The following is a 12,939-nucleotide window of genomic DNA, read 5'->3' on the forward strand; positions in this document are numbered from 1 at the left end:
AGATCAACCTCGACATCCGCGCGATCCTCGACGTCACCACCATCGAATGGGGTGTGCAGGTCACCCTGGTGGAGCTGAAAGACATCCAACTGCCCGACAGCATGAAGCGGGCGATGGCCCGCCAAGCGGAAGCGGAGCGGGAGAAACGCGCGAAAATCATTGCCGCCGAGGGTGAATCGCTGGCCGCTGCCGCCTTGGGTTACGCCTCGGACACCATGATGGCCCACCCGCTGGCGCTGCAGTTACGCAATCTGCAGACCCTGGTCGAGCTCGGTGTCGACAAGAACAGCACCGTCGTGTTCCCGGCACCGTTGATGTCGACGATCGCCGAACTCGGAAACTTCCTGGCCCGGGAAAAAGGCGCAGCAGCCCGACCAGAGCCACAGCCACCGATTCCCATCCCGGCAGCGGTGGCCAACGGAACCTCCGCCGCGGGGAGCCGGCCGTGATCGACGGTACGGGCGCACAATTGGGGTGTCCGTCTGAAACCTGGGGAGCTGCGATGAGCGAGCAACTGTACGACTTTTTCGGCGAGATCTTCCAGCGGTACTTCAGACCCGCCATTGACGTATATCCGCGAATGGGTGGAGCACTGGTCGAACGGTTACTCACGCTGAGTGACGACGTCCCGGATAGATTGGCACAAACCCGATGCGCTGCAATGGCATGGGCCAAAGCCGAGACCCCGAACGCCAGGATCGCCTCGGAACTCTTCGTGATCACCCAACACGGACTGATGTATGCCGCCGGGTTGAACGAGTCGCGCCGGGCGCTGTATTACCTGGCCACGCCGCCCGCATTGTTCGATCCGTTCGTCGATCAGGTCGACACCGCCGAATTGCACGAGGGCGCGGTAGTCGTGGTGGACAGTCGGTTCGGACGCGACCTCGCATCCGCACATCCGATGGACGCCGCGCTGCGCCGGATTCTCGATGAGCACCTGGCGCTGCGGGTGGATCTGCCCGCGTAGCTATTTCTTCGCGGTCTTCTTGGCCGGGAGCGTCTTTCGCGGTTGTGAGCGCACCACGTTTCTCGGTCTTCGCGATGCCGCCTTGACCACAGCTAGCACGCCGACCACCTGACACCGCTGATTCGACCGCCTAAATCAGCAGCCCAACCACCTTTTTGACTCCACACAGCGGCCGCGTACCGCTCCCAGGCCAGGAGGAGTCGATCGATTCAGTACCGGTTACCCCGCCATATTCGACTCCGCCGTATTCGGCGTATCGTCACGCTAGTGGGTAAGGGGAGTGTTGGTCACGCGCGTTGAGCCGCACCCGAAGGCTGCGCGGCATGGTCAGTGTCGCTAACCGACCGTCATGAATAGCGTTCTATTTGCTGATTGGACTTTCGGTGCCCGTCGCCGTGGGAACGCCGCGTGTGCCCCTTACAGCTTGCCGACTCGAACGCGATGTAGCCGTTGTCGCGATCCAGCCTTAAAAAGGGGGCCAGGTGTGGTGGCCAGGTGGCGTTTCTCCACATTGCGACTTGGGTGAGTCCACGTGCTCGGATGACGAAGCTCCAACACCGGACCGGTGATCGCTGGAGCGCGCCTTCAGCCCGGAGGTATTCGAAATCTGGAGTCGAAGGCCGCGGTCTCTGACCGCGACCATGACGCTTTCCGGGTGTAGTGACATTGTTGAGTCATGATTACTCCGGATGGCACTGTGGAACCGTCGGCAGGCGAGTACAGCGTGGATGAGGACGACCAACTTCAGCCAGAAGACACCCTCGTTGACCGCGGCGTTGACGATGTACTCGACGAAGGATACTCACCACCTGAGCGTCCGTACGGACGCGGCTTCTTCGGCTCGACGCCTGAGAGCTTGGACCAGCTGCTTGCAGAGGAAGAGCCGGATCCGGCAATGCGGCTATATGACCCGTTCGACAAGGACGAGCAGCAACGCTCCGACGAGGCCGAGCGTGAGACCGAATTTCCGCAGCGAAATGAGGTTGGAGGCCCGCGGGCAGGTCGACTTGTCGCGCCGGACCAGGGGTTTGGCGAAGACGTAGACTCAGACCTGTTGGCTAATGACGTCGGTATCGACGGAGGCGCTGCCTCCGCCGAGGAGGCCGCGGTTCACGTCATCGGCGATGAAGAGTAGTTGGCCTCGCACGTGAATTCACCTGGAGAACAGGTCGGGAGGGGACGTGACGTACTGTTCGACCGTCTGTGCGGGCTCGTTGCTCGCGAGTGATCGAAGCAGCACGGCTGAGGGTGGGGGCCTCAATAGGCGCCGCCGGCCAGCAGCAGTGGTTTGGTCGGGTTGCTGGCTTAGCGGGTTGATGACGCGCGGCGGAGCACCTCCTGCCGGCGTTACTATCGTCCTAACAAACCATTTCGTGACGGTTGCGCCGCGACTGGGGCGCTGGGCTTCGGTGTGGATGCCCACTTCCGAGAAGACTATTGAGCGCAGGTATGACGGAGTTCACCGAGGACGACGACGGCTTACCGTTGGGGTCGCTGAGCACGCAGCAGGCTAGCGCTGATGCCGCCGACTTGCGGGCCGGGATCGACGACCTGGCGGGCTTGGTGGCCGGCAGTCTGGGGTTGCCTGAGTTGCTGGCTGAGGTGTCGACGTTCGCGGTGCATGCGATACCGGGCGCCGAGGGTGCCGGGGTGACCTTGTTGCGGGTCGACCGGGTGGACAACATGGTGGAGGCGTTGGCCGCGAGTGCACCGTTTGTCGCCGAGATCGACGAGATTCAGTACGTGACTCTCAAGGAGGGGCCTTGCATCACCGCGGCGCTGGAGCGGCGCACGGTGCGGTCCGGGTCGTTGGGTGGGGAGAAGATGTGGCCACGGTTCGGTCCGCGAGTGGGCCGGTTGGGCGTGCACAGTGCGCTGTCGCTGCCGCTGCTGCTGTCGGGTCAGGCGATCGGGGCGATCAACGTCTACGCCCACGGCAAAGACGTCTTCGATGAGCACGCCGCCGAACTGGGGGAACTGTTCGCCAAACCGGCAGCGGTGGCGGTGCACAACGCTCAGATTCTCGCGCACGCGTTGACGCTGACCGCCCAGTTGCAGACGGCGCTGTCGACGCGCCCGGTGATCGATCAGGCGATCGGCCTGATCCGGGGACGTAGCGGGCGCAGCGCCGAGGAGGCGTTCACTCAGCTGCGGGCGATCAGCCAAGCCGAACACCGCAAATTGGCCGACGTGGCGCAACGCATCGTCGATGAAGCCGTGCGCCGCGCCCGCGCCCGGCACAACCCGACCTGAGCGCGAACCGCCAATTCGACCCACGGCCGAACTATCGCTGCAAGGTGTGACGCGCGTAGGTTGGAGGGTGGGGAAACAGTCAACGCGACGGGTCCTGGCTCGCGTCGCGTGTTCCCCACCGTGCAGGCCGACTCGCCTGTTCGGCACCGGCAGGCTCGATCCGCGCTCGGGAGCGCCCAGCGGAGCAGTTCCCTGATGAAGATCGGTGCGGCCCTGGCCGCCGATTTGGGCATCCTCACCGCCGCCCTGGATGAGCCCGGGGCCGATGTGCTGCACAGTTTGCACCAACTGGGCGTCGACGCCCTAGCGACGGTGCCCACCTACCTCGGTCTGAGCATCACTGTGGACGGCAGTGATCCGCCGTTCTCGTTCACCACCGTTGAGGATGGCGCGGCCGACGATGTTCGCACCTCGCTTCGGCTGACGCTGCCCGGTGTCGGTGACGGCCGGGCATCGCCGACGGTTGCCCTCATCCTCTTCGCGGGGACGCCGGGAACATTTGTCGACCTCACCGCGGACCTGGCGTGGCTAACCGGCCTCCCGCCCAACGACTTCGCGCTCGATCAGCACCTCAGCGTTACTGCCGGGTCGGACGCCGGAACATATCTGCGAACGGCGTCGGTCATCAATCAGGCCATCGGGGTCCTCATCGGCCGCGGTTATACCCCGAGGCAAGCTGATCGGGAACTGGACAACCAAGCTGATAGCGCGGGCACCGATCGACACACCACCGCGCAGTTCATCCTCGACGCGCTCACCGCTGAGGACCCGACCGACGCCGAGCGCGCCGATCAGGAGCCCAACATCGGTTGAGTGTGGCGCGGCGCGGTGCGCTGGCTGTGCCCACGCCGTGTAGTGTCAGGGATGTTGAGATCCCAGCCAGTCCGGGACGAGGTCAGCTGTCCGCCGCTGTCTTCGCTGAGCAGTAGCTCGCACCGCACACGCCGGTGAGAACCCCGCGTTGGGAATCACCATGAATGCTTCGCCTGCCACCCAATCACCCACTGTGCCAACCGCGCCGGTCTTTACGCTTGGTTCTGCGCTGCGCTGGCTTGGGCATGACTGCCCGGATCGCCGCTGCTCGCAACCGATCGACGCGTTGCCCGCTTCCATGTGGTTCCTCCGGCGCGGACATCCGCTTCCGGCATATCCGCCGGAAGCCCTGCTCGTCGTGGACCTCACCGAGACCGGTCAACCCCTCGCGCGCATCCACCGGCTCATCGACGAGGTCAACCGATGCACCCGCGGCGAAACAATCCGGGTCCGCCAGCGACGCAGCAGCGACAACGGACACGACCTGATCGCTCGTCAGATGAACCCGAACGATTGGCCGCAGCTGGCGAGCGATCGTCTACTGAGAAAACCACAACAATGCTGCTAAAAGCCCTGGAAGGACTGGATTTGAGAGCCTGGCACCGGCGGGTTGTCAGGACTTCCTCGACGCGGGACAGGCGGTCGATCAGCTCGGCGACGTCAGCCTTGGTGGCAGCCCGCTCGGCTTGTTTCAGGGTCAGGAGCGGCTGCCCGCCGGGTTCAAGCCGGCCGTAGTCGACTTGGCCGATGTCATTGCCGTTTGGTAGCCGCAGCGTGTGTTCGAGCTTGCTTCGCCGCAGGCCGAGGCGGCGCAATTTTGAATCGATGAGCGGCCACCGTCGTGGCGCGTCCCCGAAGAAGCGTTTCCCTGTCGGACTGTTTGCGGTGAGCCGTTTGACCGCGACGAGTGTCACGGCACCGACCATCCCGCGTGCAGCCAGGTATCGTTGCCGATCATCGCGTTCTGCACGACGTTGGACAACAAGAAGATGACGATGAAGTCGAACGTGTTCATCGCGGCCAGCCTGCGTATGCCGTTCAGCCGGAACAGCACCATCAGCAGGGGATACACCACGACATGTGGATGACCTTCTCCGCCAACGGAATCTGTTCGACGAACATGTCATTCCACATGTGAACCCCTTCGCCGCCAGCCTGAAAGAACCGAATCGTGCTGGCGGCCAAGCCGGCCAGACCACGCCGGGAAATCGATCAGCGGTGTCTGCAAGTAGTACGCGAACGTCTCGGCCCAGTCCTCGGTGGGGTGCGTGGTCGGATATGAGACCTACGATCCGGCCAGTGTTACTGGGGCGTCCGCAATATATCCGCAATATATCCGCAATATATGTGCCACCACTAACCCATCGCTGACGCGTCCTCGCCGGCACGGCAACGGCGCGCGAGGGGTTTATTGAGCAGCTCGTGACCAGTGCCGCTGGGCGGTGCGGCTAAATTATCCGCGCCGATCACGGTGAGCAGTTCATAATGAACACGGGCCGGTGATACGCCGCTGAGAGGGACTGAATGATCGACAAAGAGCAGGCGCAGCACATGACTGATGTTGCCGGCGAGTGCAATCGGCTTAACGAGATCTCGCAACCGCTGGGGTATGCGATCACCGCGACCACGAGCGTCGAGGACCAATCCACGCAGCAGTTTACGGTTCATCGGGTAGACCAGACCGTCGCCAGCGGCCCCAAGTTCGCAACTGCCGAGGAGGTTCGTGCTCACCTCGAGGCAATCGCGAAGCTACCACTCTGGCGGCTGGATCTCGTAAACAACAGCGCGATTGTCTTCGATCCGGCGGAGCTCGAGGTCACCGATGCCACCACCGGTGAGAGCTTCAGCTTCAGGGGTTGGGGCTTGGGAGTCGCACAACTGGCTGCAAGCGGACACGGCCCAGGCGCTCAGGAAGGGGTAACGAATCTGACTGTCCGTTCTGAGGATCCGCCAACGATCGGGAATTGGTACAAGTCAGACGTGGAGTGATGGCGCGTGGCCCGCGAGATGGTCACCGACGCGCTGGCCCGCTACGGGCGCCCGACACCGAACGCTTCCGAGCCCTCACCATCTAGCTGCACACCTACAGTCACCCGCGCGGTCACACAGGCACTCGGCGGTCAATTAGCCGCAGGTCCCCGAGAGGGGTAACATTGTTGGTGCTGAGTCCTTCAGCCAGTCCGGAGAGAGTTTAGCTGTACGCCGCCGAACTTGATGAGCGTCTGCTCGCGCCGTACATTCCGATATCTAACCGTCGTGGTCGAGACAGCATGCAAAATCGAGTCATTCCCTCGTTCACCCGGAATTCGGATGACCACCAAGTCCGCTTTCACCCGACCCGTGCCCGTCGGTTTATCGACCACTTGACCGGGAAGAGCGAGAAACAGCCGTGCGGGTGATACCGGGAATACAGGGCGGCGCGCCGATCGGTCAGGGCACGCCAAATCACCTGGGGGCCACGCTAAATGAACGCCTTAAAGCGCCGACCCGGGCAATCCTCCCAAACATCTACGCAGAAACTAGGTAAACGTCATGATCGGTCTCGGAATCATCCTCATAGTCCTCGGACTCCTCCTCCCCGCCCTAGTCCCCACCTTCGCCTACGCCCATATCTGCTTGGTCATCGGGGTCATCCTCCTCGTCGTCGGCTTGTTACTGATGGTCGCGGGACGGATGGGACACGCTGTTGGTGGCCGCCGTCACTACTACTGACCGGCCAGAGCTACTCAGCGGCTACCCGGCTTATCGCCGCGGGGCAGTGACCTCGCGCGATGAGTCCGCCACCCAGAAGGAACCACAGAACGGTTGCGGCTGAAGCCCGCAGCCCAGCATTCGTCGCATTCAAGCCCTGTAGCGCCCGCGCTGCCAACCCGACATAGAAAGCCCTAAAGATGAGGAAACGATGGCAATTACCGACATTCCGGCCTTCGCCCACTTGACTGAACCCGACATCGAGAACCTGGCCGTTGAGCTGGACGCGATCCGGCTGGGCATCGAGGATTCCCTTGGCGAGCGTGACGCCCGCTACATCCGCCGCACCATCGCCGCGCAGCGTGCCCTCGATGTGGCCGGCCGGCTCATGCTGGCCGGTAGCTCGAAACGCGGGGCATGGTGGGCGGGAACGCTGACCCTCGGTCTGGCCAAGATCATCGAGAACATGGAGATCGGCCACAATGTCATGCACGGACAGTGGAATTGGATGAACGATCCCGAGATCCACTCCTCGACATGGGAGTGGGACATGAGTGGGGCGTCCAAACACTGGCGGTCGACCCACAACTTTCAGCACCACAAATACACCAACATCCTCGGCATGGACGACGACGTAGGCTACACCGTCCTCCGGGTTACCCGGGACCAGCCCTGGGAGCCCTACAACATCGGCAACCTGCTGTTCAACACCATCCTCGCTCTCGGATTCGAGTGGGGAATTGGCCTGCAGCCCATTGAGTTCGGCAAGATCCTCACGAACGGCCCCGACTGCGAAACCACCGTTCTGCAGATGCGCGAGTTCTCAGCCAAGGCCGGAAGGCAGGTGCTCAAGGACTACGTCGCCTTCCCGGCGCTCACCGCGCTGTCGCCGGCGGCAACGTACAAATCAACGCTGATGGCCAACGTGGTGGCCAACGTGATCCGCAACATCTGGGCCAATGCGGTGATCTTCTGTGGGCATTTCCCCGATGGCGCAGAGAAATTCACCAAGACCGACATGATCGGCGAAACGAAGGGGCAGTGGTATCTGCGCCAGATGCTGGGCAGTGCCAACTTTGAGGCCGGGCCGGCGATGCGGTTCATGAGCGGCAACCTGTGCCACCAGATCGAGCACCACCTTTACCCCGATCTGCCCAGCAACCGACTGCACGAGATCTCGGTGCGAGTGCGCCAGATCTGCGATAAGTACGACCTCCCTTACACCACGGGTTCGTTCCTGATGCAGTACGGCAAGGCGTGGCGCACCATCGCCAAGCTGTCGCTGCCGGATCGCTACTTGCGCGACACCGCCGACGACGCTCCGGAGACGCGCAGCGAGCGGATGTTTAGCCAACTGGAGCCTGGTTTCGCCGGTACCGACCTAGTGACAGAGCGCCGCCGCGGGCTCAAGACAGCGATCGCAGCGGTCCGCCAATGGCCGTCGCGACCCGCGCGTCGGCGACGACACCGACCAGGGCGACATCGATCGGGCATGGGCCGTCAGGTGGCGGTGCTTTACTGGCCAGTAACTTACGGGACCGTAGGTGCGCTATAGTCGGCTAGGAGTCGGGCAAGCGATTGTTATGACGTTGTGTCAGCATGCCCGAACACGGTTGGATGGAGAGCAGTTCAAGTGACCGAGATGAACTATCTCGATCTGCACGGTGAGCGTGTTGCCTATCGGGACGCAGGCGCCGGCGAGGCGCTGCTGTTGATTCATGGCATGGCGGGAAGTTCGGCGACCTGGCGGGCGGTCATCCCTCAGTTGTCGAAGAAGTATCGGGTGGTGGCACCGGACCTGTTGGGGCACGGTGAATCAGCCAAGCCGCGCGGTGACTATTCGTTGGGTGCGTTCGCGGTGTCGCTGCGTGATCTGCTCGATGAATTAGGCATCAGCCGGGCGACTGTGGTCGGTCAGTCACTCGGTGGCGGTGTGGCCATGCAGTTCACCTATCAACATCGCGACTACTGCGAGCGACTGGTTCTCATCAGCAGCGGTGGCCTCGGCCCCGACCTGAGCTGGATATTGCGGATACTCTCTGCACCCGGAACCGAGCTGGTGCTGCCGGTGGTTACACCGCAGCCGGTTTTGAACGTCGGCAACAAGCTGGGGTCGTGGCTCACGTCGGCTGGGATCCAGTCGCCGCGCGTCGGCGAGATGTGGAACGCCTATTCCTCGTTGTCGGATCGGCAGACACGGCAGGCGTTCCTGCGTACGTTGCGCTCGGTGGTGGATTACCGTGGCCAGGCGGTCAGTGCGCTGAGCAAGATGCATCTAAGTTATGGGTTACCCACCTTGCTGATTTGGGGTGAGCAGGACCGGATCATTCCTGTCGGCCACGGCTACGCCGCTCACGACGCCGTGCCGGATAGTCGACTTGAGGTGCTCGCCGGTGTCGGGCACTTCCCGCATGTCGAGTCCCCGTCAGCGGTGGTGGACATTCTTGACGACTTCATCGCCACCACGGGGCGGGATGCTGAACTGATGAATCGGAAAAGCTGATCGGAACCGAGATGCGGCGAAGTGTCGACTGCGGGGCCTGGCGAGGCTCGTGGCGGCCAGGAAGCGGGTCCGCCGGACCTACTTACATTTTGGTGTACCGGGTTCGATTGGACTGAGCATCACCCCCAACCACTTCCGAAGACTGGGGCCCAGCCACGGGCCTTGACAATTGCTCCCGCGGGGTGGAACGTCAACCAAGTTGAGACTCTCAACCAGTTCGGGATGAGGTCAGCTGTCCGCTGTTGTCCTCTCAGAGCAGTAGCTCGCGCCGAACAAACCGGTGACAACCGCATGTCGGGGATCACCATGAATACTCCGCCCGCCTCCTCCGTGCTGCCGGAGGGCGGCTTTCTCTCCCGGCCCTGGCAGGGTCACACCGCACGGTTGGTCAGTCGTCGACTCAGGTCGTCGGTAGCCGTCATCAGCGCCCACGGCGGCATCGACGCATCCAACTCCGACACTCTGACCGAGTACGCGCTGGGGCATCTGACGCGTTGCCGCGGGCTGATCCTTGATCTGTGCCAGCTGGATTTCTTTGGAACCGAGGGTTTCTCGGCGCTGCACAGGGTCTCCGTCTGCTGCGCGCGCGCTGGCAGAGGCTGGGCAGCAGTATCCGGTGAGGCAGTCGCCCGGGTGCTGCGGATCGGCGACCCACAGGGCTTGCTGCCCGCCGTCAGCACCGTCGAGGCAGCGATGGCCATCGTCGTCCAAGACCAGCCTTACCGTCCAGCACAGCCCATCGCGAGCAACCGGGACCCCGAACAATCCTCGAGATGCGAACGCCCGGTTTGCTTAGTCTGCGGCGGTACACAACACAACCGGCACGAACAACGGACCTTGACAGAAGCAATCGCCAAGCTCGGTGGTCCGGCCTTGACGGTGGTTGACCCTGGGGTTCGAAGATGCAAAATCTGAGGTCATGGAGTGCGGCGCCGCCACGGAATGTCGAGACCGCGTCGACCCCGACGGTTAATGTGTTGCGAGGGTTGGTGGCTCGCGCGACGACGCCGCTGCTGCCCGATGACTACCTTAAACTGCTCAATCCGCTGTGGTCTGCGCGGGAACTGCGTCGCCTCGTCGTCGATGTTCGCAGGGAAACCGAAGACTCGGCCACTGTCACGATCAAACCCGGATGGGGCTTTTCCGGCGACTACCAGCCCGGCCAGTACCTCGGTATCGGAGTGCGTGTTGGTGGGCGCTGGCATTGGCGGTCTTACTCGCTGACGTCGATCCCACGGCGCGACAAGAAGTTGATCTCGATCACGGTCAAGGCCACGCCCGAGGGCTTCTTATCATCACATCTGGTCAACGGCGTCGAGCCCGGTACGGTTGTTCGGCTCGCGGCCCCGAGGGGCGATTTCGCTCTACCTAATCCGGCGCCGGCCAAGTTGCTGTTCATGACCGCGGGCAGCGGCATCACTCCCGTGATCGCGATGTTGCGCTCGCTCAGGCAGCGTGGCGACAGTCCCGACATCATGCATGTCCATTCGGCGGTTGCTGGGGTTAGGCGTCGTAGCTTGCCGCCGATGGTGGCCGATTGTCGATAGTGGCCGTCAGTGAGGTCGTGGTACCAGGTCGTTTCCCCCGGTGCCGGCAGGCCCGGCCTCTCGCAGTGCGGTCGACAGTGGGCGGTAGGCGGGCGTGAGCGGTATGCGTTCAACAATGTGGACGATGGTGGGACGCTGGTCCCGGGGGAGGCCGCCCAATGCGGTAGTCAGGCTAGGCTCAATGCGCGGTAACCGCTCATCGGGTGTAGCGTCAGTAAGGTTGGGAACCCAGCCAGTCCGGGATGAAGTCAGCCGTCCGCCGCTGATCTCGCAGAGCAGCAGCTCGCGCCGGACACGTCGGTGACAACCCTCCGTTGGGATCACCTTGAGCGCCCTATCCACCCTTGAAACATCGAATGTCCCTCTTGCCGGGCAAGGCCCTTGCGGCTCCGCGAGTTTCGGCATTCTCAGTACGTATCCACCGACACCGTGCGGGCTGGCGACATTCAGTGCGGCCTTGTCGGAAGGGTTGTGCGTGAATGGCTCTGACGTCAGCGTCGTGCGGGTGGCCGACGGGTCGTTATCTTCTGACGCTCGGGTGATCGGAGAGCTGGTCAACGGTTCCGCGACATCCGTGGCTGCAACCTCCGAATTGCTGAACGAGAGCGACATCGCGGTAATCCAGCATGAGTACGGCATCTACGGCGGTGTCGACGGAGACGAGGTGGTGGACATCATCGGCGGGCTGCACATCCCGTCGATCGTGGTCGCTCACACGGTCCTCAAAGACCCGACCCGGCATCAGCGTTCGGTGCTCGAGACGATCGCGGCGATGGCGACTCAGGTGGTTGTTATGTCGGAGGCAGCCACGCAACGCCTGTGCCGAGGCTTCGACGTCGATCGCCGAAAAGTCACCACGATCGCGCACGGCGCGACCGTCCCGAGGAACGCGCCGGTGGAGCGGTCGGACAGGCCGACGTTGTTGACGTGGGGCCTGCTGGGGCCGGGAAAGGGCATCGAGCGGGTCATCGAGGCGATGGGATCGCTGCATGAGCTCCATGGCCGGCCGCGTTACCTGATTGCCGGCCGGACGCACCCAAAGGTTCTGGCCGCCGATGGCGAGGCATACCGCGACGCCCGTGCCGAACAGGCGCGGCGCAGCGGCGTAGCGGACTCGGTGTGCTTCGACGCTAACTACCGCGACGCGTCGTCGCTGACTGCGCTGGTTCGGTCCTCGGCCGTGGTCGTCCTGCCATACGACTCCACGGATCAGGTCACTTCCGGTGTTCTGGTCGACGCCATCGCGAGCGGGCGGCCGGTCGTCGCCACCGCCTTTCCTCACGCCGTCGAGCTCCTCGCCAGTGGGGCGGGCATCGTCGTCGGTCACGACGATCCCGATGCGTTGGCATCCGCCCTGCGCCGACTGCTGACCGAGCCGCGCCTTGCCAGTTCCATGGCCGCGGAGGCCCGCCGGTTGGCCCCGACGATGGCCTGGCCGGTGGTGGCCACCGCCTATCTGGGTCTGGCACACCGGATTATCGCTGAGCGGCGGGCGCTGGTATGACCGCCACGGTGCCGGACCCGAGATTCGACCACCTGTTGCGTTTGACAGACCGTCGCGGCACGTTCGAGCATGCCTGTTTCGCCGAGCCCCGGCCCGAGCACGGTTACTGCACCGACGACATGGCCCGGGTACTCGTCGTCGCCACCCGAGAGCCCAACTCTGGTGGGGAAGTCAACGGCCTTGCGCGCGTGGCCGTGCGGTTCCTGAACGATGCGCAGTCCTACGCGGGCCCCTGCCGAAACCGGATGGACAGCAGGGGCGCTTGGGAGGATCAGCCCTCCCTGAAGGACTGGTGGGGGCGCTGCATCTGGGGACTGGGAACTGCCGCTGCGCATAGTGACGTCGGTCTGGTTCGCCGGTTGGCCGTCATCCAGTTCGAACGCGCCGCGAAGGTGCGATCGCCGTGGCCTCGGGCGATGGCGTTCGCGGCATTGGGCGCCGCCGAACTCCTCTGCGTCGACCCCGGGCAACGGGTCGCACGCGAACTCCTCACCGATTACGCCGACACCGTGGCCAAACCGAACGGCGACTCGGCCTGGCCATGGCCTGAGCCGCGACTCACCTACGCGAATGCGGTTCTCCCCGAGGCGATGATCGCCGCGGGCGTTGCGCTCGACGATTCGACACTGCGGCAACAGGGCTTGGATCTGTTGGGTTG

13 protein-coding genes and 3 pseudogenes are annotated in these 12,939 nt (G+C 63.5%); 13 read left to right on the plus strand and 3 right to left on the minus strand.

The features are described 5' to 3' along the window. The 5 genes from ACLP4W_RS23410 to ACLP4W_RS23430 form a co-directional block, all read left to right on the plus strand. A partial coding sequence (locus tag ACLP4W_RS23410) for an SPFH domain-containing protein (protein WP_442389784.1) occupies positions 1-449 on the plus strand: 449 nt, incomplete at its 5' end. A 53-nt stretch (positions 450-502) separates the two neighbouring features. Beyond that, entirely contained in the window at positions 503-970 is a 468-nt protein-coding gene (locus ACLP4W_RS23415; RefSeq protein ID WP_442389785.1) for a glucose-6-phosphate dehydrogenase, read from the plus strand. Between the two features lie 676 nt (positions 971-1,646). After that, positions 1,647-2,105, plus strand: a complete 459-nt coding sequence (locus ACLP4W_RS23420; RefSeq protein WP_442389786.1) for a DUF5709 domain-containing protein — start codon at positions 1,647-1,649, stop codon at positions 2,103-2,105. 314 nt (positions 2,106-2,419) lie between these two features. Beyond that, entirely contained in the window at positions 2,420-3,223 is an 804-nt protein-coding gene (locus ACLP4W_RS23425) for an ANTAR domain-containing protein (protein WP_442389787.1), read from the plus strand. Between the two features lie 195 nt (positions 3,224-3,418). Then, positions 3,419-4,036 (plus strand): hypothetical protein, encoded by a 618-nt coding sequence (locus ACLP4W_RS23430; protein ID WP_442389788.1) that lies wholly within the window; start codon positions 3,419-3,421, stop codon positions 4,034-4,036. Between the two features lie 416 nt (positions 4,037-4,452). Here ACLP4W_RS23430 and ACLP4W_RS23435 read toward each other — a convergent pair whose 3' ends face one another. The 3 genes and pseudogenes from ACLP4W_RS23435 to ACLP4W_RS23445 form a co-directional block, all read right to left on the minus strand. Further along, on the minus strand, positions 4,453-4,950 hold the full coding sequence (locus ACLP4W_RS23435) for a hypothetical protein (RefSeq protein ID WP_442389789.1): 498 nt from the start codon (positions 4,948-4,950) through the stop codon (positions 4,453-4,455). Continuing rightward, on the minus strand, positions 4,947-5,111 hold the full coding sequence (locus tag ACLP4W_RS23440; RefSeq protein ID WP_442389790.1) for a hypothetical protein: 165 nt from the start codon (positions 5,109-5,111) through the stop codon (positions 4,947-4,949). The genes ACLP4W_RS23435 and ACLP4W_RS23440 overlap by 4 nt, the downstream gene beginning before the upstream one ends. A 48-nt stretch (positions 5,112-5,159) precedes the next feature. Next, positions 5,160-5,315 (minus strand): annotated as a pseudogene (locus ACLP4W_RS23445) (hypothetical protein); the annotation flags it as partial. A 245-nt stretch (positions 5,316-5,560) separates the two neighbouring features. Between ACLP4W_RS23445 and ACLP4W_RS23450 the strand changes: the two are divergent. The 8 genes and pseudogenes from ACLP4W_RS23450 to ACLP4W_RS23485 all read left to right on the plus strand — a co-directional run. Then, positions 5,561-6,025 (plus strand): hypothetical protein, encoded by a 465-nt coding sequence (locus ACLP4W_RS23450; protein ID WP_442389791.1) that lies wholly within the window; start codon positions 5,561-5,563, stop codon positions 6,023-6,025. A 543-nt stretch (positions 6,026-6,568) separates the two neighbouring features. Further along, positions 6,569-6,748: a DUF6131 family protein gene (locus ACLP4W_RS23455; protein WP_442389792.1), complete on the plus strand. Its 180-nt coding sequence runs from the start codon at positions 6,569-6,571 to the stop codon at positions 6,746-6,748. 190 nt (positions 6,749-6,938) lie between these two features. Next, the gene (locus tag ACLP4W_RS23460) at positions 6,939-8,282 is read left to right on the plus strand and encodes a fatty acid desaturase family protein (RefSeq protein WP_442389793.1); all 1,344 of its coding nucleotides are present in this window, start codon (positions 6,939-6,941) and stop codon (positions 8,280-8,282) included. Between the two features lie 87 nt (positions 8,283-8,369). Then, positions 8,370-9,230 (plus strand): alpha/beta fold hydrolase, encoded by an 861-nt coding sequence (locus ACLP4W_RS23465; RefSeq protein ID WP_442389796.1) that lies wholly within the window; start codon positions 8,370-8,372, stop codon positions 9,228-9,230. A gap of 306 nt (positions 9,231-9,536) precedes the next feature. Beyond that, positions 9,537-10,145 carry an STAS domain-containing protein gene (locus tag ACLP4W_RS23470; RefSeq protein WP_442389794.1) on the plus strand — a complete coding sequence of 203 codons (609 nt, stop codon included), beginning with the start codon at positions 9,537-9,539 and terminating at the stop codon, positions 10,143-10,145. Then, positions 10,133-10,723, plus strand: a pseudogene (locus tag ACLP4W_RS23475) (FAD-binding oxidoreductase); the annotation flags it as partial. The gene ACLP4W_RS23470 and the pseudogene ACLP4W_RS23475, both read left to right, overlap by 13 nt. 379 nt (positions 10,724-11,102) lie before the next feature. Beyond that, complete coding sequence (locus tag ACLP4W_RS23480) at positions 11,103-12,281, plus strand: glycosyltransferase (protein ID WP_442389795.1); 1,179 nt, start codon at positions 11,103-11,105, stop codon at positions 12,279-12,281. Beyond that, a pseudogene (locus ACLP4W_RS23485) lies at positions 12,278-12,939 on the plus strand (glycosyltransferase); the annotation flags it as partial. The gene ACLP4W_RS23480 and the pseudogene ACLP4W_RS23485, both read left to right, overlap by 4 nt.

Source organism: Mycobacterium sp. (assembly GCF_052145595.1).
Taxonomy (GTDB): domain Bacteria; phylum Actinomycetota; class Actinomycetes; order Mycobacteriales; family Mycobacteriaceae; genus Mycobacterium.